A 17,846-nucleotide genomic window follows, 5' to 3' on the forward strand; every position below is an offset into this window, starting at 1 on the left:
TCATTCAGTCGACCGCAGCACCGGAGGCCTTGACGATCCGCGCCCACTTGGCGAGGTCGTCCTGCAGCAGCGCTGCGAACTGTTCGGGTGTGGTGGGCGCCGCGATCTCGACACCCTGCTGGTCGAGCTTGTCGCGCAGATCCTTCGAGGCCAGCGCCTTGCGCGTGGCGTCCTGCAAGGTAGCGAGCACGTCGGCCGGCACGCCCGCGGGTGCGAACAGGCCGATCCACAGCGTGCCGTTGTAGCCGGGCACCGCCTCGGCAATGGTGGGCACGTCGGGCAGCACGGCTGAGCGCTTGTCTCCGCTCACGGCCAGCGCGCGCAGCTTGCCGGCCTTGATATGCGAAAGCGCCGAAGGCAGGCTCGCGAACACGATCGGCAATTGCCCGCCCAGCACGTCGTTGAGCGCCGGCGCCACGCCCTTGTACGGCACGTGCTGCAGCGAGATGCCGGCCATGCTGTTGAGCATTTCGCCCAGCAGGTGGTTGAGCGTGCCGTTGCCGGCCGAGGCGTACTGGTAGTTGGCGCCCTTCTGCCGCGCGAGCTTCAGGAACTCGGCGAAGTTCTTCGCCGGGAACGTGGGGTTGACCAGCAGCACGTTGGGCACCGCGCCGATGAGGCCGACAGGCTTGAAGTCTTTCACCGGATCGAAGCCCGGGTTCTTGTACAGCGCCGGGTTGATGGCCTGGCTGCTGCTGATGGTCATGAGCAGCGTGTAGCCGTCCTTCGGCCCCTTGGCCACCAGCTGTGTGCCGATGTTGCCGCCCGCGCCTGGGCGGTTGTCGACCACCACGCTGGCGTTGTTCATCACTTCGCCGAGCTTCTGGCCCACGAGGCGGCCGACGATGTCGTTGGTTCCGCCGGCTGCCTGCGGCACCACCAGCGTGACAGGGCGCGAGGGGTAGGCCTCGGCGCGTACCGGGCCGGCCTGGACCAATGCCGCAGCCGCTGCAAACGCCAGCAATGCGAAGGCGCGAAATCTCATGTGTTGTGTCTCCATGGCCGCATGGTCGTTCGCCCTCCCCCCGCGCGCAATCTGCGATTTCGGAACCCAGCCTTCCGCGTTTCCGAAGGCTTGGGGCCTGGGAGGGTCTAGCATCGCGCGATGCTTTTCGACCTCACCGACCTGCGGCTGTTCGTGGCCACGGCCGAACTCGGCAACCTCACGCGGGCCGCCGAACGCCAGCATCTGTCGCTGGCCGCGGCCAGCGCGCGCATCAAGGCGCTGGAAACGCAGGCCGGCCTGCAGCTGCTGCAGCGCGAGGCCCGCGGCGTGCGCCTGCTACCACCGGGCGAAGCCTTCCTGCACCACGCGCGCCTCGTGCTGCATCAAACGGAGCAGCTGCGCGCCGACCTGCTCGAATACGGCGGCGGCCTGCGCGGCCACCTGCGCGTGTTCGCCAACACCACGGCTGTGACCGACTTTCTGCCCGAGATCCTGCCGGGCTTCCTGGCGCACAACCCGCGCATCAACGTCGACCTTCAGGAAAAACCGAATGCTCAGATCCCGCGCGGCGTGCTCGACGGCCGCGCCGACATCGGCATCGTCGCGGGCCGCGTCGACACGCTGGGACTGGAGGCCATCCACTTCAGCACCGACCGACTGGTGCTCGTCACCTCGCGCAAGCACCGCTTCGCCAAGCGCCGGAAGATCTCGTTCGCCGAGACGCTCGACGAAGACGCGATCGGCATGCAGCAAGGCAGCACGCTGCAGACCTTCCTAGCGCAGATCACCGACAACCTCGGCAAGCGGCAGAAGCTGCGCATCCAGCTGGGGAGCTTCGACGCCATGTGCCGGATGATCGGCAGCGGCGTGGGCATCGGCGTGGTGCCCGAGTCGGCCGCGCGGCGCAACCAGGAAAGCATGCAGCTCGCGCTGATCGACCTCAGCGATGCGTGGTGCGTGCGGGAGCGTTACCTGCTGGTGCGAGACCGGGCGGCGCTGCCGATCTATGCGCAGGCGCTGGTCGAAACCTTGTGTCGGCACTACGCCGGACAGCTGGCCGAAGAAAACTGAGCGCGACACCCCAAAAACATGGACTTGCAGGCGTTTGCTGAACAAGTCCGTCCCGTCCCCATTTTCCGTGGACAACTTTGGGGGTAACTCATGAGGAGCCTTGTAAAACAGATTTAAGTCATTGTTTTACAAGGGTATTCCTTAGTTTGCTCAAAATTTGGGCGGTGAACAACTTTGACAGGCAAAACAGGCCTCATGGGCTCGAAAGCGGCTGCGAAGAGAACTTTTTCGCGATTTCCGGTGGGCAGAAAACGTCATTGAATCAGCAACTTGCACGCGATTGCGAAAAGTCCGATGTCGTCCCCATTTTCCGTGGACAACTTTGGGGGTAACTCATGCAGAGCCTTGTAAAAGGAATGCAAGCTGTTGTTTTATAAAGGGATTAATCACTTTGCCCAAAAATTGGGCGGTGAACAAGCTGCGCTGCCCGGCCTGCCGCGAGCCTGCACTTCAGCTTCTCAGTAAGGCGGCGCCTTGCGCGCCCGCTGCGCACGCGCGGCCTCGGTCCACCAGGCAAGGTCGTCCGCAAAGCGGCCGAACGAGCGCTCCAGCGATTCGCCCGCAGGCCCCGTCGGCTTGCCTGCCGCATCCAGCGTCTGAGAGATCGGCCCGACCGCGAGCGTGCTCGACACCACGACCATGCCCATCTCCGACAGGATCGAATGCCACACCGTGCCCGAACGCACGCCAGAGAAGCGCCCTGCCGAATAGCTCGCGACGGCCGCGGGCCGCCAGAACCACTCTTCGAGGAAGTGGTCGGTCAGGTTCTTCAGGCCCGGCTGCGGGCCCCAGTTGTATTCGCCGGTGACGAAGACGAAGGCGTCGGCCGTGCGGATCTTTTCGGCCAGGGCCTCCATCGCCGCGGGAGCACCGCCCTTCGGATATTCCTTGTACATGCGGTCGAGCATGAGCAGGCCGACTGCCTTCGCGTCGATCAGCTCCGCATCGTCGCCACGTGCGCGAAGCCCGGCGACGATGTAGTCCGCCAGGCGCACGCCCATGCGGTCGGAGCGGTACGAGCCGTAGAAGACCAGGATCTTGTCGCTCATCGTTGTGTTCCGCGCTCAGGTTGGCGTTTCGAGCTTGTCCTGGGTGCGGGTCTCGAAGTCGCTGGCGTCGTGGCGTTCGTGCAGCTGGCTGTTCGGCTGGCCCCAGGCGCGATTGACCATGCGGCCGCGCTGCACCGCCGGTCGCTTCGCGATCTCGTCGGTCCAGCGCAGCACATTCTTGTACTCGCTCACCTGGAGGAACTCGCCCGCTTCGTAGAGCTGCCCCTTGGCGAGCGTGCCGTACCAGGGCCAGATGGCCATGTCGGCGATGGTGTAGTCGTCGCCCGCCAGGTAGCGGCTCTCGGCCAGCCGGCGGTCGAGCACGTCGAGCTGGCGCTTGGTTTCCATGGCGAAGCGGTCGATCGCGTACTCGATCTTCGTGGGCGCGTAGGCATAGAAGTGCCCGAAGCCACCGCCCAGGTACGGCGCGCTGCCCATCTGCCAGAACAGCCACGACAGGCATTCGGCGCGGGCCGCGCGCTCGGTCGGCAGGAAGGCGCCGCCAAACTTCTCGGCCAGGTACTGCAGGATCGCGCCCGACTCGAACACGCGAACAGGCTTGTCGCCGCTGCGGTCCATCAGCGCGGGGATCTTGGAGTTCGGGTTCACCGCCACGAAGCCGCTGCAGAACTGGTCGCCATCGCTGATGCGGATCAGCCAGGCGTCGTACTCCGCGCCGGTGTGGCCCAGCGCCAGCAGTTCTTCGAGCATCACCGTGACTTTCACGCCGTTGGGCGTCGCCAGCGAATAGAGTTGCAGCGGATGCTTGCCCACCGGCAAGTTCTTCTCATGGGTAGCACCCGCGATGGGGCGATTGATGTTCGCGAAGCGGCCACCGCTTTCCTTGTTCCAGGACCAGACGGTGGGCGGCGTGTAGGCTGTCGTGCCATTCATGCGATGAGTTCCAGGAGTTGGACGGACGATGATCATTCTCTACGACTGCGCCACCGCACCCAGTCCGCGGCGCGCGCGCATCCTGCTTGCAGAAAAGGGCATTGCCCATGAGACCGTGCAGGTCGACCTCGCTCATGGTGAGCAAATGGGTGACGCCTATCGCGCGATCAATCCGCAATGCACCGTGCCGGCGCTACGCACTGATGACGATGGCGAGTTGCTGCTGACCGACAACGCCGCCATCGCAGCCTGGCTGGAGGCCCGCTATCCGCAGCCGCCGCTGATGGGCGTCACGCCACAGGAAAGAGCCGAGATCGCCAGCTGGAACTGGCGCATCGAATTCGAAGGCCTGCTGGCCATTGCCGAGACGCTGCGCAACGGCTCGCCGGCCATGGCCGACCGGGCACTGCCCGGACCGGTGAACTACGCCCAGATTCCCGAGCTGGCGCAGCGCGGACTGGCACGGGTGCACCAGTTCTTCCAGACCTTGAACGAGCGGCTGGTCGGCCGCGATTTCATCGCCACCGACCAGTTCAGCATTGCCGACATCACCGCCGTGGTGGCGGTGGACTTCGCCCGTGTGGTGCGGGTCAAGCCCGGGGAACAGCACCCCGAGCTGATGCGCTGGCGCGCTGCGATGGCGCAGCGGCCGTCGATGTCGCGCTGAGCGGCAACGTCGACGGGCGCCTGCGCCCTGCTGCGATCAGCGCTCGATGGTGAGCGCCACGCCCATGCCGCCGCCGATGCACAGCGAGGCAATGCCCTTCTTGGCGTTCTGGCGCTGCATTTCGTGCAGCAGCGTCACCAGGATGCGGCAGCCCGACGCACCGATGGGGTGGCCGATGGCGATGGCGCCGCCGTTGACGTTCACCTTGTTCACGTCCCAGCCCATTTCGCGGTTCACGGCGCAGGCCTGCGCTGCGAAGGCTTCGTTGATCTCGAGCAGGTCGAGGTCGGCGGCCTTCCAGCCGGCGCGCTGCAGCGCCTTGGTCGACGCGGGCACCGGGCCCATGCCCATGATGGCGGGGTCGAGCCCGGCGGTGGCGTAGCTGGCGATGCGGCCCAGAGGCTTCAGGCCGAGGGCGGCGGCCTTCTTGGCCGTCATCACCATCACGGCTGCTGCCCCGTCGTTCAGGCCCGAGGCATTGCCTGCCGTCACGCCGCCGGCCTTGTCGAAGGCGGGGCGCAGGCCAGCCAGGCCTTCGGCGTTGGTCTTGCGGTTGATGAACTCGTCCTGGTTGAAGACGATGGGGTCGCCCTTCTTCTGCGGAATGCTCACGCCGACGATTTCGTCCTTGAACTTGCCGGCGTCCTGTGCGGCAGCGGCCTTGGTCTGGCTGCCCAGCGCCAGCTCGTCTTGTGCGGCACGGTCGATGCCGAACTTCTTGGCCACGTTCTCGGCGGTGATGCCCATGTGGTACTGGTTGTAGACGTCCCACAGGCCGTCCACGATCATGGTGTCGACCAGCTTCCAGTCGCCCATGCGCTGGCCGTTGCGCGAGTTGGGCAACACGTGCGGCGCGGCGCTCATGTTTTCCTGGCCGCCGGCAATGACGATTTCGCTGTCACCCGTGGCCACGGCCTGCGCCGCCAGCATCACGGCCTTCAGGCCCGAGCCGCACACGGCGTTGATGGTGAGCGCCGGCGTTTCCTTGGCGCCACCGCTCTTGAGCCACGACTGGCGTGCGGGGTTCTGGCCCGCACCGGCCGCGAGCACCTGGCCCATGATGGCCTCGCCGACTTGCTCGGCCGTGAGGTTGGCGCGTGCAATCACTTCCTTGATCACGATCGCACCCAGCTCCGTGGCCGCGATGCCGGCGAGCGAGCCGCCGAACTTGCCGACCGCCGTGCGTGCTGCCGAAACGATGACGATGTCTTCCATGAGGTTCTCCGTTGAAGTGATTTGAAATCGGGATGTAGCGAAGCGAAGGTCAGGCGCGAGCCTTGACGTAGCGTCCCGGCGCCGGTTCGATGGCCTTGTAAGCCCTGCCGTTGCCGTACGCCTTGGGAGCGGGAATCTGTTTGCCCGCGTGGCCCTTGAGCCATTGTGCCCAGTCGGTCCACCAGCTGCCGGGATGCTCCTGCGCGCCGGTGAGCCATTCGGCCTGCGTCTTCGGGAACTTGCCGTCGTCGCGGATCCAGTGGCTGCGCTTTTTCTTGACCGGCGGGTTGATCACGCCGGCAATGTGGCCCGACGCGCCCATGACGAAGCGCTTCTTGCCCGGCAGCAGCTGCGTGGAGGCATACGCACCGCCAATGGGCACGATGTGGTCCTCGCGCGAGCCGTAGATGTAGGCCGGAATGTCGATGCTGCCGAGGTCGATCTTCTCGCCGCACACGGTGAGCGCATTCGGCTTGGCCAGCTTGTTCTCGTGGTACGTGTTGCGCAGATACCAGGCGTAGAACGGGCCTGGCAGGTTGGTGGCGTCGCTGTTCCAGTACAGCAGGTCGAAGGGCGGCGGGGTCTCGCCCTTGAGGTAGTTGCCGACCACGTAGTTCCACACGAGATCGTTGGGCCGCAGGAAGCTGAAGGTCGAAGCCAGGTCACCGCCGGGCAACAGGCCGCCCTTGCCGAGCTGCATTTCGCGGTACGCCACCATCGTCTCGTCCACGAAGATGTCGAGGATGCCGGTGTCGCTGAAGTCGAGAAAGGTGGTCAGCAGCGTGACCGATGCGGCAGGCTTCTCACCGCGCGCCGCGAGCACCGCCAGCGCGGTGCTCAGGATGGTGCCGCCCACGCAGAAGCCCAGCGTGTTGATCTGCTTGCTTCCGCTGATCTCCTGCACCGTGTGGATCGCCTTGATGGCGGCGTTCTCGATGTAGTCGTCCCAGGTGGCCTTGTCCATCGACTCGTCCGGGTTGCGCCAGCTCACCACGAACACGCGGTTGCCCTGCTCGTTCGCATAGCGGATCAGTGAGTTCTCGGGCTGCAGGTCGAGGATGTAGAACTTGTTGATGCACGGCGGCACCAGCAGGAACGGCCGCTCGTACACCTTGGGCGTGAGCGGCTTGTATTCGAGCAGCTGGAAGAACTCGTTCTCGAACACCACGGCGCCCTCGGTGGTGGCCACGTTGCGCCCCACTTCGAAGGCGCTTTCATCGGTCATGCTGAGGTGCCCCTGCTTCACGTCGTGCAGCAGGTTCTGGATGCCCTTGGCAATGCTCTCGCCCTGCGTGTCGATGGCCTTCTTCTGCGCCTCGGCATTGAAGGCCAGCGAATTGCTGGGCGCCGAAGCGGCCATCCATTGCTCGACCGCGAAGCGCATGCGCGCCTTGGTCTTTTCGTCAGCGTCGATGGCTTCGGCCATGCCGAGCATGGTGCGGCCGTTGAGCAGGTAGACGGCCGCGGAGAAAGCCGACAGCGGGTTGCTGCCCCATGCATCGCCGGCAAAGCGCTTGTCGCCTTCGGGCTTGGCGGCGAAACCCTGGCGCCAGAGTTCGGTGGCTTCCGCCAGGTACTGCTGCTGGATGGACTGGAGTTTTTCGGGGTCGATGGAGAACTTGGGCAGCTCGGGCATCTTCGCGCCCTGCGGCAATTGCCATAGCGGCGTGCCGCCGGCATTGAAGGCCGAAGCCCCCGGTACGGTGCCCTGTGCGACGGACTGCTGGAACGACTCCAGCGCCTTGCTCCATCCCTCTGAAAGTGCCTGCTGAAAGGGCGCGAACGCATCGGCCCCCGTGGCTTGTTGCTTCATCATGTCTCCTGGTCCTCGCCTGAAACGATACGGATGGCTTGCGTGTTTTGAGTATCCTGCATTCACAAGGCACTCACAACGCCGCCCCCTTTGCTTACCAACTGAAACTTCTCGTGTTTATCCATCTGATCGTCATCGGTTGGTTGTATGTCGCCGTGATGATGGCGGTGGCCGAAGCCACCAACACCAACGGCACGGTGCTGGGCGCCATCTTCACATTTCTTTTGTACGGATTGGCGCCGGTGGCACTGGTGGTTTACCTGATGGGCACGCCTGCTCGGCGTCGTGCGATCAGGCAGCGCGAGGCCGAAGCGCAGGAAGCTGCCCGACGTGCCGCAGCCGAAGAAGCCGCGCCACCGAGTACAGACTCAGGCCTTCCAGACCAGGGCGGCGAAGCGGCCGCTGACGCCGTCCCGCCGGTGCGAAAAGAACCGTGACGGGTTGCCGACGGTGCACCAGCCGTCGCTGCCGTCATTGCCATAGACAGCTTCGATGCCAACCGCGCGCAGCCGCTGGCGCGCCAGCGCAGGCAGGTCGGCCAGCCATTTGCCGGGTGCCGGCGCAGGCCGGAAGCAGGACGCCGCTTCGGACGCATGCGCCTCGAAGGCGGCCTTGACCTCAGGGCCGACCTCGAACGCCTTGGGGCCGATACACGGGCCCAGCCAGGCGATGCCCCGGGCCGCGCCATCCGCCTTGAAGGCCTTGGCGGTCTGTTCGAGCACCCCGCCCGCGAGTCCGCGCCAGCCGGCGTGCGCAGCCGCCACGCGGTGGCCTGCTTCGTCGGTGAAAAGCACTGGCAGGCAGTCGGCCACCATGATCGTGCAGGCCAGGCCGGCCGCCGTAGCCGTGCAGGCATCGGCAGCAGTACCGTCACGTACCACGTCCTGTGCGGCATCGAGCGCGACGACGCCTGTGCCATGCACCTGCTGCAGGAAAACAGGACGCGTGCCGATGGCCATGCGCAAACGGTTTCGGTTCTCTGCCACGTGCGCGAGCTCATCGCCCACGTGATCGCCGAGGTTCAGGCTCTCATAGCGCCCCCGCGAAACCCCACCGTCGCGCGTGGTGCACACGGCCCGCACGTTCGGCGGCGCAGGCCAGTCGGGCACGAGCCAGCGCTCGTTCATGAGGCTCAGGCCTCCGCGTCGGGCGCCTGCGAAGGCTGCGCGCGCTGGAAGGCGTCGAGCTCCATGCAGGCCTCGAAGGCGGCCATGGTGCGCGGCAGGCCACTGAAGTCGCAGTCGAAGCGGCGGCCGTTGAAGATCTGCGGCACCAGGCAGCAATCGGCCATGGTGGGCGTGTTGCCCCAGCAATAGGTGCTGGCGGGGTACTGCGCGAGCTGGCGCTCGAAGGCCAGCATGCCGTCGCGCACCCAGTGGCGGTACCAGGTGTTCTTCGCCTCGTCGTCGAGCTTCAGGTCTTTCACGAGGTACTTGAGCACGCGCAGGTTGTTGAGCGGATGGATCTCGCAGGCGATCGACTGCGCCAGCGCGCGCACGTGGGCGCGGCCCACCGGGTCGCTCGGCAACAGCGGCGGCTCGGGGTGCACTTCGTCGAGGTATTCGATGATGGCCATCGATTGCGAGAAGCGCTCGCCCTCGTCTTCGAGCAGCGGCACCAGCCTGTCGGCCGAGATGGCGGAATAAGGACCGGTGCGATGGTCGCCGCGCGCGATGTGCACGGGAACGTACTCGAAATCGAGGCCCTTCAACTCAAGGGCGATGCGCACGCGGAACGAGGAGGAAGAACGGAAATAGTTATGCAGCTTCATGGTTTTCCAAGCATAGCGCTCCCTCAGGAACGAGGCGTGGCCGCCAGCACGCAGCGGAAGTCGTGCAGCGCAGCCTTTGGTGATGTGGTGGAGATGGCGTTGTGCCATTCATCGAGGATGCGGCGCGCGGCCGCCTCCTCGCGCGCGGCGATGCCGATGCGCCACGGCCCCAGCGTGCCCGGCTCCTCGCCGGCCGCGTGGTTGTGCTGGCCCTCGCCGAAGGGGCGGCCTTCAGAGCAGGCGCGGCAGAGCATCTGCATGCTGGTGGTCCAGTTCTCGGCACCGGCACCTGCAGCCTCGAAGCGCTGGACGAGCGCGTCGATGTCTTCCTTGGTCGCGTCCTCGACGGTGGCCTCGTAGGTCGAATAGTCCGACGGCGCGATCAGTTCGAGCGCATCGAACACCGGCACCTCGCGGTCGCCGCGCAGGCGGTAGCCGTTGGCCGCGCCGTCGTGCAGCACGAGATCGCCGTAGCGGTGGCCGCAGTCTGGCGTGGGCACGTTGCGCAGGATGGCGCGGGCCGGATCGATGCGGTCGGCCCACACCACTTCGCTGGCCTCGTCGCCGTGCACGCGAATGGGCGTGAGTCCGATGAAAAGATCGACGGGGCCTTCGCCGTCCGCCACCTCGATGCCGTACTGCCGCCAGGCGCTGCGCGCCGTCGCCCAGTCGCCCAACGCCGTGGCGGCGATGCCCAGGTTCCATATCGCGCCTTCGTTGCGCGGCTCGCATTGCACGGCCCGTGCGTTGGCTTGCAGCGAGGCGGCCCAGTCGCCACGGTACTTGTGGATGAGGCCGGCGTTGTACCAGGGGGCCGACCAGTACGGGTGCACGGCGCTGGCCTGGGCATAGGCTTGCAGCGCGCCGTCCTGGTCGCCCTCCTCGTCGCGCTGGCGGCCGAGTTCGTTGAGGGCGTTGGCCTTGCCGGCCTTGCCGATTCGGATAGGCATGGTGGAAATGAACAGATGAACAGATGCGCGAAGCGTCTATTGTGAGCCTCCCGCCTCTGGCACACTGCCGGTCTCCCGCCTAGGTTTCGCTGAAAAAGGACACGTCGAAATGGCTTCCGAGTTTGTCTTCGCCCCGCCCGCCACCGTTTCGGTGCCGGTGGCCGGCCAGCCCGCCCGCTTTCCGGTGCACCGCATCTACTGCGTGGGCCGCAACTACGAAGATCACGCCAAGGAAATGGGCTTCACCGGCCGCGAGCCCCCCTTCTTCTTCATGAAGCCGGCCGATGCGCTGGTGGCGGTCGATGCGGGCCAGACCGGCACCATGGCCTACCCCACCCTGACGAAGAATCTGCACCACGAGATCGAACTCGTGGTTGCCATCGGCACCGGCGGCAAGAACATCGCGGCCGCCGACGCGCACAAGCACATCTACGGCTATGCGGTCGGCCTCGACATGACGCGCCGCGACCTGCAGAACGACATGAAGAAACAGGGCCGTCCCTGGGACATCGGCAAGAGCTTCGAGCAGAGCGCGCCCATCGGCCCGATCGTGCCCGTGGCGCAGGCCGGCGACGCCGAAAAGGCCGAGATCTCGCTGCAGGTGAACGGCACCGACCGCCAGCGCAGCAACGTGAGCAAGCTGATCTGGAACGTGGCCGAAACCATCGAGCACCTGTCGGCCGCGTGGGAGTTGCAGCCCGGCGACCTGATCTTCACGGGCACGCCCGAAGGCGTGGCCGCCGTGGTGGCCGGCGACACGCTCGTGGGCGAAGTCGCGGGCCTGCCGACGTTGACCGTCAAGGTCGTCTGAAGTCGGCGGCCGGTTTCATGCTCCTGCGCGTACCCATCAAGCACTGCAAGAACTGTGGCACCGCGGTTGTCTACCGCGTGCCGGACGACGGCGACACCAAGCAGCGCGCCGTCTGCCCGGCCTGCCACACCATCCACTACGAGAACCCACTGAACGTGGTCGGCACCATTCCGGTCCTGGGCGACAAGGTGTTGCTGTGCAAGCGCAACATCGAGCCGCGCTGGGGCAAGTGGACGCTGCCGGCCGGCTTCATGGAACTCGAGGAAACCACCGCCCAGGGCGCGGCCCGCGAGACCGACGAGGAGGCCGGCGCCAACTTCGAGCTCGAAGGTCTTTTTTCGGTGATCAGCGTGGTGCGCGTGGGCCAGGTGCACCTGTTCTACCGCGCCCGGCTGCTCGACGACAAGTTCGACCCGGGCCACGAAACCATCGAGGCGAAGCTCTTCACCGAAGAAGAAATTCCCTGGGACGAGATCGCCTTTCGCACCGTGCGCGAAACCCTCGAGCACTACTTCGCCGACCGGCGGCGTGGCAGTTTCGACCGCGTGCACGAACTCAGCATCGTTTGACGAAATCCATGAACAAGACACTGCGCGCCACCCTCCTCTACGGCGCCGGCCTCGGCTTTGCGCTGGCGGCATCGGCGGCCAAGGCGGAAACGGTGGGCGAAGTCGACACCGCCTTCAAGCTCATCGGCCCCGACCACAAGATCGTGATCGAGGCGTATGACGACCCCAAGGTCACTGGCGTTACCTGCTACGTCTCGCGCGCCAAGACGGGCGGGCTGGCCGGCGCCTTCGGCGTGGCCGAGGACAAGTCTGAAGCCTCCATTGCCTGCCGCCAGGTCGGCCCCGTCAGCATCACGCAGCCGCTGCCCAAGCGCGAAGAGGTCTACAGCGAGCGGCTGTCGGTGCTCTTCAAGCGCCTGCGCGTGGTGCGCATGGTCGACGCAAAGCGCAACACGCTGGTGTACCTGACCTACTCCGACCTGCTGATCGACGGTTCACCCAAGAACAGCGTAACGGCCGTGCCCATCGATCGCGGTACGCCGATTCCGCTGAAATAGCCTCGGCCGGCCTTCAATGGCCACTTCGCGCCGGGTTGCTCTTCAAGCTCCGACGCATGAGTTTGCTAGCATCTGCCGCTTGGCCCGCCCGGCGAGCCAGACCGCAGGAACCCTCCGCAACGAACCCGTTCCAACAGAGCGCCATGCACCTTCAGACTTTTGTTTTACGTACCGGCGCCGCAGCGTTGCTTGCCGCGAGCCTCGCGGCCTGCTCCACGGTCGACCTCAACACCCCGTGGCCGGCTCCGGCGGTCAAGCCGCCACCGGTCCAGCAACGCCCGGCAGCCCTATTCATCCGCCCCGCGAACGGCGCGACCATCGCCCGCTTCGACGGCGACCGCATCAAGGGCATCGACATCGCCGGCAACCTCGGCGACCCGGTCGTCGCCTCGGCCGATGGACGCGTGGTGTACGTGGGCGGCGAACTGCCGGCTTACGGCAACATGGTCATCGTGAAACACAACGAGACCTTCCTTACCGCCTACGCGCACGTGCAGACCATCCTCGTGAAAGAAAACGCGGTGGTGCGCCAGGGCGACAAGATCGCCGAAATGGGCCGCAGCAACGCCGACCGCGTGAAGCTGCGCTTCGAGATCCGCAAGAACGGCACGGCCGTCGACCCCGAGCCGTACCTCAGCGGACGGCTGCAGCAGTAGCCTCCCCGCAGCAGCCCGTCTGCTGGCGCCGCGCCCATGAAAAAGCCCCCTCGCGGGGGCTTTCGGCTTTGAGGGGTGCTCCGGCCTCAGTTCTGGTCGCGAAGCGCCAGTTCGCGCCAGTTGGCGTCGTACGTGCTGACGTACACGTTCCTGTAGACAACCGAACCCTGCGCCGGCAGATTGAAAGTCTTCGAAGCCGTGCCTGCCGCCGACGGCGCGACATCGGCCCGGTCCTGCGCGCCGGCAGAAGGGCCGGACGCCAGGTTCAGGAAGAACTCCGCGGCGAAGCCGGGGTTCAGGTCCGTGGCGCTGACGACGAAGTCGCTGCCTCCTGCGTAGGACGCGAGGGCTGGCGTGGTCGAGAAGCCCGGGTAAGTTGCGGCCGCCGCCTCTGCCAGCGTCATCGGCCGGCCATGGAAGCGGTGCTTGTAGACGATGTCGAAGCCACTGAACTTGGCCACCGTCGAGCCGTCGCTTTCGTAGGCCGTGAAGGTGTACTCGGGCGTGGCGGAAATCGCCGCGATCGCGCTGTCGCTCAGGCCGGCGGTCGACAGGCCGCTGCAGTTCGACGTCAGGTAGTAATAGTTGTTGTTGGAGGAGCCCTGGATCGGCCAGTCGCCGCCGCCCGAAGGACGCATGTGCCGCAAGCCGCCCGCGGGCAACCCCGGGCCGGTAACGACAACCGAGGCGACGTTGCCGCTGTTGCCGGTGTTCGTGTCCTGGATCGCGAACTGCAGCGAACTGCTCACGCAACCCGTCGCCTTCTCCTTGGTGGCGTGGATGTGCGGGTTGATGTCCAGCACGCGCCCGTCGCCGCGCAGGCGCCACGTGCCGTCCGTGCCCTTGACGATCTGCATGCCCTGGTTGTTGCTGAAGGCGACGCCGTTCTTGTCCTTGTGCGTGAACTCGACGAACGCGCGCGGGCTCGTGTTGTTCGCGTCGATGGTGTAGTTGATCCGCTGGATGACCACGTCCGTGAAGCTCGCGCCCACGAGGCTGGGGTCCGCCGCCGCGTCGCCGGCGAACTGCGCCGCGTTCAGGTCGGAGGACCTGAAGCCGTAGGTGCCGGTGACGGGATTGCTGCCATCGGTCATGAGGGGCAGCAATTCGGCCGGCGCGGGCAGCCCGTTCGCGAACTTGCCCACGAAGTCCGACAGCACCTTGCGGATCAGTGTGATGTCGTCCGCCGCGGTGCCCATGCCGTCGCCGCTCAGCGGCGTTGTTGAGGTCTCGGCCGCCGCCTTCACAGCCAGGTCGTCGGCGATCTGCTGCTGCGTGACGATGTTGGTGATGGTTGCCACGTTGGTGGCCGGGTCCACGCTCACGCGCAGCACGTCGAGCGCCTTGTCCAGCGCGCTCGACAGCGGCGTGAAGGCGGTGCGCAGCAGGTCGATGCTCGCATCCACGCCCAGCGCCAGCAGCACCGGCAGCAGCTTGGCCTTCAGGCCATCGGACTCGGCCTTGAGCTCGGCGTCCGTGAGCGAGGCGAACTCGCCGCCATCGAAATACTGCTCGGCCAGCCGGCCGGCGATGTTGGCCACCACCAGGTCGGTCAGCGGCGTGATGTTGATGGTGCCGTTGGCATCTGCGGCGGTCGCGGCCGAGTGGATCACCGTGCGCTCGCCGCCCACCGTGCCTTCGGCGCGAAAGACGAAAGGCGCCGTCATGCCGCTCACGTCGATGTTGTAGTTGCCGTCGACCAGCGTCACGGTCTTGGTCACGCCCTTGGCGTCCTTGACGGTGACGGTACCCACCAGGGGCAGGCCGGAGGCCGCCGTGCCCGAAAACGTAACCGGCGTGGATGCGGCCGGCGGATCGCTGGCCGGCGGATTGCTGGCGCCGCCCGCGGCCGGGAAGCCGGCGAACCCGCCGCCACCGCCGCCCCCACCTCCGCCGCAGGCGGCAAGCGAGATCAGCAGTGCCACTGCGCATGCGGAACGCGTCGTCTTGAAGAAGAGCGGGCTGAAAGCCTCGGGGGTCGCGAAGTTTGTTTTCATGGATGGTTTTTCAGGTGAAAGGGCAAACAAAAGAATCAACTCGTAACACGAGCGTTGCGATTCTTCTGTGCCCCTCCCTTCCTCACCATCCTCTGTTTTGAGGATGCGGGCCCGTGCGAGCTAGAGCAGGCTCTCGGGTACCAGCGGCGCCAGCAGCTCCAGCCTCCAGCGCGACCAGAAGTCCGTTTCAGGCTCCTGGTGCAGGATGGTGTCGGCCGCGTCCCCCGAGGCCGGGCTCACCCACTCGATGGCGCCCGTCGGCCCCAGTTGCAGCTGGTAGGCGCCGTCCAGCCGGAGAAAGCCGATCAGGCTGGTGAGCTGCTGCGCGATCTGCGGGCTGAAGATGAAGATGCCGACCTCGGTGTTGTGCAGCATCGAGCGCGGGTCGAAGTTCATCGAGCCGATGAACACGATCTTGCGGTCGACCACCGCAGACTTGCCGTGCAGCCGCCCGCTGGCCGAGCCGTACATGCCGAAGCGCTTGGTCTGCTCCACCCGCTTGGGGCTCAGCTCGTACAGCTCCACGCCCAGGCGCAGCATCTCGGGGCGATAGCGGCGGTAGCCGATGTGCACCAGCGACTCGTCGGTGGCCGCCAGCGAATTGGTGACGATGGTGTAGGCCACGCCGTTGCCGCGCACGAGGCGGATCGTCTCCATGCCGCCGCGGCCCGGAATCAGGTAGGGCGTGGTCTGCATGACCTCGTTCTCGGCGCCGCGCACGTAGCGCCGCACGTTGTAGAGCACGCTGTCCTTCGACTCGTCGGCGGGCGGGCCACGCGCTTCTTCGGTCGGCCCGAGCGCCTTGGCCGGCGGGTCGGCATACGCCTCGGCGCGGGCCCACACCAGCTTCAGCGCGCCCGCGTCCAGGTCCTTGGCCAGCGGGTTGTTGCCCAGCAGGTCGGTGGAGTCGGGCTCTTCGGGGTGCAGCTGGTCGGGGCCGGAGGTCAGCCGGTCGAAGCGCTCGCGCAGCTGCTGCGAGGTTTCGCCGGTGGGCGGCACCAGCGATTCGATGGGGTACACGTAAGGGCTGTTCCAGTACATATCGAACAGCGACGACAGCTTGGGCACCACGGCGCCGGCCACCAGCGTGTCGATGTCGATGAAGTTCGAGCCCCCGTCGCGCAGGAAGTACTCGTTGGCCATGTTGCGCCCGCCCATGACGGCGATGGTGTTGTCGACCACGTAGAGCTTGTTGTGCATGCGGCGGTGCACGCGGTCGAAGTCGAGGATCGACCAGGCCCAGCGCGTGCCGAAGCGGCTGCGCCCTGCGGGAAACGGGTTGAAGAAGCGCACCTCGACGTTCGGGTGCGAGGCAAAACTGGCGAAGAGCGGGTCGGCGCCGGCGGTGTAGAGGTCGTCCACCAGCAGCCGCACGCGCACACCGCGGTCGGCCGCATCGCGCAGGGCACGCAGCAGGTAGCGGCCGGTCTCGTCGTTCTGCACGAGGTAGTACTGCACGTCGATGGAGCGCTGCGCGCGGCGTGCGAGCTCGATGCGCGCGTGCAGCGAGAACTGCGGCATCGGCAGCAGCCTGAACCCGCTCAGCGGCTCGCCGGGCGGGGCAGCCGCCTTCACGAGGCGGCCGAGGGTGGTGTCCGCGCCGTCGCTGATTGCGACGGAAGGTTTGCGCTGCACGTCGACAGGAAGTCCGGCGCAGCCGGCCATGCACAGCGCGACGATGCCGAGCAGCAGCCACGACAGCCACCGGGCGCGCGGTCTGTCAGCAGCCCGACAAGGAGAGTTCGGCATTGGAACGACGAGGCGTGGGTTGGAGCGTGGATCGAAAGGCTCGCGGTTTCTACCACGCGCCTGCCGACCTTGCTGCGCCGCCGCACGCGTTCAGTTCAATGCTCGCGCGCCGGGCCCCATTGCCTGACGAAGTGGTCCGCCCGCAGCGTGGCCCGCTCGATCGCCGCGTCCCATGTCAGCTGCTGGGTGATCACCAGGGCGCAGCGCGGAATGCCGCGCAGACTCAACTCGCAAATGCCGGCATAGGTGCCGCTCGGCGTGCGCATGAGCTCGAACCAACCCGTCCAGCCTTCTGGAACGCTGAGGGGGAGTCGAGCGCTGTCCATGGTGAGCACACCGTATTCCTTTTATTACGCAGTTTCAAGAATTTAAACCCTAAGCACTACTTATGGCCGGGGAGCCGAGGCTAAATGCAACACCGCCAAACGACATCACCCGAACATGGGAGCTACGGCGAATTGGGGCCGACGCGGCTTTTAGGCAAAGATCGAGGGGCATGAACTCAACGACGAGCTCCCGAAATTCCAGCGGCGGCGGACCTGCCACCCTTTCACTGTTCGACGACCCGCCGCACGAGGCGCGCGAGCCGCTCGGCCCCGGCGCCTTCGTGCTGCCAGGCTTCGCCCTGCCCTTCGTCGACGCGCTCCTGCCGGCCATCGAAGGGCTGGCAGAACGCGCGCCCTTCCGCCACCTCGTCACGCCGGGCGGCTTCACCATGTCCGTCGCGCTGACCAACTGCGGCGCGCTCGGCTGGACCAGCGACCGACGCGGCTACCGCTACAGCCCCACCGACCCCGACAGCGGCAAGCCCTGGCCCGCCATGCCCGAGCCGTTCGCACGACTGGCGCGCGAGGCAGCCTCGGCGGCCGGCTTCGACGGCTTCGCGCCCGACGCTTGCCTGGTCAACCGCTACGCACCGGGCGCACGGCTGTCGCTGCACCAGGACAAGGACGAGCACGACTACGGCGCCCCCATCGTCTCGGTGTCGCTCGGCATGCCCGCCGTGTTCCTGTTGGGCGGACACGCGCGCAGCGACAAGCAGGTGCGCGTACCGCTGGTGCACGGCGACGTCGTGGTCTGGGGCGGCGAAGACCGGCTGCGCTACCACGGCGTGCTGCCCCTGAAAGACGAGCCGCACCCGCTGCTGGGCGCGACGCGCATCAACCTCACATTCCGCAAGGCGGGCTGACA

The 17,846-nt window shown here is 66.4% G+C and carries 19 protein-coding genes; 8 read left to right on the forward strand and 11 right to left on the reverse strand.

Annotated features, from left to right (window positions below):
- Window positions 1-4: 4 nt before the first annotated feature.
- A complete protein-coding gene (locus ACSFBF_RS07770) occupies window positions 5-985 on the reverse strand; it encodes a tripartite tricarboxylate transporter substrate binding protein (protein WP_435465724.1) in 981 nt (326 codons plus the stop codon).
- A gap of 120 nt (window positions 986-1,105) precedes the next feature.
- On the opposite strand from ACSFBF_RS07770, the gene ACSFBF_RS07775 reads away from it, so the two are divergent.
- Complete coding sequence (locus tag ACSFBF_RS07775) at window positions 1,106-2,017, forward strand: LysR family transcriptional regulator (protein WP_435465725.1); 912 nt, start codon at window positions 1,106-1,108, stop codon at window positions 2,015-2,017.
- Between the two features lie 458 nt (window positions 2,018-2,475).
- Here ACSFBF_RS07775 and ACSFBF_RS07780 read toward each other — a convergent pair whose 3' ends face one another.
- Both ACSFBF_RS07780 and yghU read right to left on the reverse strand, forming a co-directional pair.
- Complete coding sequence (locus ACSFBF_RS07780) at window positions 2,476-3,066, reverse strand: NADPH-dependent FMN reductase (RefSeq protein ID WP_435465726.1); 591 nt, start codon at window positions 3,064-3,066, stop codon at window positions 2,476-2,478.
- Between the two features lie 15 nt (window positions 3,067-3,081).
- The gene (yghU, locus tag ACSFBF_RS07785; protein WP_435465727.1) at window positions 3,082-3,960 is read right to left on the reverse strand and encodes a glutathione-dependent disulfide-bond oxidoreductase; all 879 of its coding nucleotides are present in this window, start codon (window positions 3,958-3,960) and stop codon (window positions 3,082-3,084) included.
- A 28-nt stretch (window positions 3,961-3,988) separates the two neighbouring features.
- On the opposite strand from yghU, the gene ACSFBF_RS07790 reads away from it, so the two are divergent.
- Complete coding sequence (locus ACSFBF_RS07790) at window positions 3,989-4,627, forward strand: glutathione S-transferase family protein (protein WP_435465728.1); 639 nt, start codon at window positions 3,989-3,991, stop codon at window positions 4,625-4,627.
- Window positions 4,628-4,663: 36 nt separating this feature from the next.
- Here the strand turns inward: ACSFBF_RS07790 and ACSFBF_RS07795 are convergent, their stop codons facing one another.
- Window positions 4,664-5,842 (reverse strand): acetyl-CoA C-acetyltransferase, encoded by a 1,179-nt coding sequence (locus ACSFBF_RS07795; protein WP_435465729.1) that lies wholly within the window; start codon window positions 5,840-5,842, stop codon window positions 4,664-4,666.
- Between the two features lie 49 nt (window positions 5,843-5,891).
- The gene (gene phaC / locus ACSFBF_RS07800; RefSeq protein ID WP_435465730.1) at window positions 5,892-7,655 is read right to left on the reverse strand and encodes a class I poly(R)-hydroxyalkanoic acid synthase; all 1,764 of its coding nucleotides are present in this window, start codon (window positions 7,653-7,655) and stop codon (window positions 5,892-5,894) included.
- A 113-nt stretch (window positions 7,656-7,768) separates the two neighbouring features.
- Between phaC and ACSFBF_RS07805 the strand changes: the two genes are divergently transcribed.
- Complete coding sequence (locus tag ACSFBF_RS07805) at window positions 7,769-8,092, forward strand: hypothetical protein (RefSeq protein ID WP_435465940.1); 324 nt, start codon at window positions 7,769-7,771, stop codon at window positions 8,090-8,092.
- Here ACSFBF_RS07805 and pgeF read toward each other — a convergent pair.
- Genes pgeF through ACSFBF_RS07820 form a run of 3 tightly spaced genes read right to left on the reverse strand, consistent with a single transcriptional unit; the run spans window position 8,024 to window position 10,376 of the window.
- On the reverse strand, window positions 8,024-8,782 hold the full coding sequence (gene pgeF / locus ACSFBF_RS07810; RefSeq protein WP_435465731.1) for a peptidoglycan editing factor PgeF: 759 nt from the start codon (window positions 8,780-8,782) through the stop codon (window positions 8,024-8,026). The two genes, ACSFBF_RS07805 and pgeF, sit on opposite strands and share 69 nt — an antisense overlap.
- A gap of 5 nt (window positions 8,783-8,787) precedes the next feature.
- Window positions 8,788-9,426 carry a maleylacetoacetate isomerase gene (maiA, locus tag ACSFBF_RS07815; protein WP_435465732.1) on the reverse strand — a complete coding sequence of 213 codons (639 nt, stop codon included), beginning with the start codon at window positions 9,424-9,426 and terminating at the stop codon, window positions 8,788-8,790.
- A gap of 23 nt (window positions 9,427-9,449) precedes the next feature.
- Entirely contained in the window at window positions 9,450-10,376 is a 927-nt protein-coding gene (locus tag ACSFBF_RS07820) for a tetratricopeptide repeat protein (RefSeq protein ID WP_435465733.1), read from the reverse strand.
- A gap of 109 nt (window positions 10,377-10,485) precedes the next feature.
- Between ACSFBF_RS07820 and ACSFBF_RS07825 the strand changes: the two genes are divergently transcribed.
- The 4 genes from ACSFBF_RS07825 (at window position 10,486) to ACSFBF_RS07840 (ending at window position 12,909) form a co-directional block, all read left to right on the forward strand.
- Window positions 10,486-11,187: a fumarylacetoacetate hydrolase family protein gene (locus tag ACSFBF_RS07825; protein WP_354338301.1), complete on the forward strand. Its 702-nt coding sequence runs from the start codon at window positions 10,486-10,488 to the stop codon at window positions 11,185-11,187.
- Window positions 11,188-11,204: 17 nt separating this feature from the next.
- Window positions 11,205-11,756: an NUDIX hydrolase gene (locus ACSFBF_RS07830; RefSeq protein ID WP_435465734.1), complete on the forward strand. Its 552-nt coding sequence runs from the start codon at window positions 11,205-11,207 to the stop codon at window positions 11,754-11,756.
- An 8-nt stretch (window positions 11,757-11,764) separates the two neighbouring features.
- On the forward strand, window positions 11,765-12,253 hold the full coding sequence (locus ACSFBF_RS07835) for a CreA family protein (RefSeq protein ID WP_435465735.1): 489 nt from the start codon (window positions 11,765-11,767) through the stop codon (window positions 12,251-12,253).
- Window positions 12,254-12,396: 143 nt separating this feature from the next.
- Entirely contained in the window at window positions 12,397-12,909 is a 513-nt protein-coding gene (locus tag ACSFBF_RS07840; protein ID WP_093080268.1) for a murein hydrolase activator EnvC family protein, read from the forward strand.
- 86 nt (window positions 12,910-12,995) lie between these two features.
- On the opposite strand, the gene ACSFBF_RS07845 is transcribed toward ACSFBF_RS07840, so the two are convergent.
- The 3 genes from ACSFBF_RS07845 to ACSFBF_RS07855 all read right to left on the reverse strand — a co-directional run bounded on the left by ACSFBF_RS07845 (window position 12,996) and on the right by ACSFBF_RS07855 (window position 16,981).
- Entirely contained in the window at window positions 12,996-14,906 is a 1,911-nt protein-coding gene (locus ACSFBF_RS07845) for a hypothetical protein (RefSeq protein WP_435465736.1), read from the reverse strand.
- Between the two features lie 120 nt (window positions 14,907-15,026).
- Entirely contained in the window at window positions 15,027-16,655 is a 1,629-nt protein-coding gene (locus ACSFBF_RS07850; RefSeq protein ID WP_435465737.1) for a phospholipase D family protein, read from the reverse strand.
- 95 nt (window positions 16,656-16,750) lie between these two features.
- Window positions 16,751-16,981, reverse strand: a complete 231-nt coding sequence (locus tag ACSFBF_RS07855; protein WP_093080462.1) for a hypothetical protein — start codon at window positions 16,979-16,981, stop codon at window positions 16,751-16,753.
- Window positions 16,982-17,151: 170 nt separating this feature from the next.
- On the opposite strand from ACSFBF_RS07855, the gene alkB reads away from it, so the two are divergent.
- Window positions 17,152-17,844 (forward strand): DNA oxidative demethylase AlkB, encoded by a 693-nt coding sequence (alkB, locus tag ACSFBF_RS07860; protein ID WP_435465738.1) that lies wholly within the window; start codon window positions 17,152-17,154, stop codon window positions 17,842-17,844.
- Window positions 17,845-17,846: the final 2 nt, after the last annotated feature.

The sequence above is a fragment of the Variovorax nivicola genome (assembly GCF_051216475.1).
In the GTDB taxonomy this organism is placed as follows: Bacteria; Pseudomonadota; Gammaproteobacteria; order Burkholderiales; family Burkholderiaceae_C; genus Variovorax.

Excerpts from the sequence above, each read along its gene's own strand:
- ACSFBF_RS07770 (WP_435465724.1), bottom strand. The coding sequence starts at position 985 with ATGAGATTTCGCGCCTTCGCATTGCTGGCGTTTGCAGCGGCTGCGGCA.
- ACSFBF_RS07775 (WP_435465725.1), top strand. The coding sequence starts at position 1,106 with ATGCTTTTCGACCTCACCGACCTGCGGCTGTTCGTGGCCACGGCCGAA.
- ACSFBF_RS07780 (WP_435465726.1), bottom strand. The coding sequence starts at position 3,066 with ATGAGCGACAAGATCCTGGTCTTCTACGGCTCGTACCGCTCCGACCGC.
- yghU (WP_435465727.1), bottom strand. The coding sequence starts at position 3,960 with ATGAATGGCACGACAGCCTACACGCCGCCCACCGTCTGGTCCTGGAAC.
- ACSFBF_RS07790 (WP_435465728.1), top strand. The coding sequence starts at position 3,989 with ATGATCATTCTCTACGACTGCGCCACCGCACCCAGTCCGCGGCGCGCG.
- ACSFBF_RS07795 (WP_435465729.1), bottom strand. The coding sequence starts at position 5,842 with ATGGAAGACATCGTCATCGTTTCGGCAGCACGCACGGCGGTCGGCAAG.
- phaC (WP_435465730.1), bottom strand. The coding sequence starts at position 7,655 with ATGAAGCAACAAGCCACGGGGGCCGATGCGTTCGCGCCCTTTCAGCAG.
- pgeF (WP_435465731.1), bottom strand. The coding sequence starts at position 8,782 with ATGAACGAGCGCTGGCTCGTGCCCGACTGGCCTGCGCCGCCGAACGTG.
- maiA (WP_435465732.1), bottom strand. The coding sequence starts at position 9,426 with ATGAAGCTGCATAACTATTTCCGTTCTTCCTCCTCGTTCCGCGTGCGC.
- ACSFBF_RS07820 (WP_435465733.1), bottom strand. The coding sequence starts at position 10,376 with ATGCCTATCCGAATCGGCAAGGCCGGCAAGGCCAACGCCCTCAACGAA.
- ACSFBF_RS07825 (WP_354338301.1), top strand. The coding sequence starts at position 10,486 with ATGGCTTCCGAGTTTGTCTTCGCCCCGCCCGCCACCGTTTCGGTGCCG.
- ACSFBF_RS07830 (WP_435465734.1), top strand. The coding sequence starts at position 11,205 with ATGCTCCTGCGCGTACCCATCAAGCACTGCAAGAACTGTGGCACCGCG.
- ACSFBF_RS07835 (WP_435465735.1), top strand. The coding sequence starts at position 11,765 with ATGAACAAGACACTGCGCGCCACCCTCCTCTACGGCGCCGGCCTCGGC.
- ACSFBF_RS07840 (WP_093080268.1), top strand. The coding sequence starts at position 12,397 with ATGCACCTTCAGACTTTTGTTTTACGTACCGGCGCCGCAGCGTTGCTT.
- ACSFBF_RS07845 (WP_435465736.1), bottom strand. The coding sequence starts at position 14,906 with ATGAAAACAAACTTCGCGACCCCCGAGGCTTTCAGCCCGCTCTTCTTC.
- ACSFBF_RS07850 (WP_435465737.1), bottom strand. The coding sequence starts at position 16,655 with ATGCCGAACTCTCCTTGTCGGGCTGCTGACAGACCGCGCGCCCGGTGG.
- ACSFBF_RS07855 (WP_093080462.1), bottom strand. The coding sequence starts at position 16,981 with ATGGACAGCGCTCGACTCCCCCTCAGCGTTCCAGAAGGCTGGACGGGT.
- alkB (WP_435465738.1), top strand. The coding sequence starts at position 17,152 with ATGAACTCAACGACGAGCTCCCGAAATTCCAGCGGCGGCGGACCTGCC.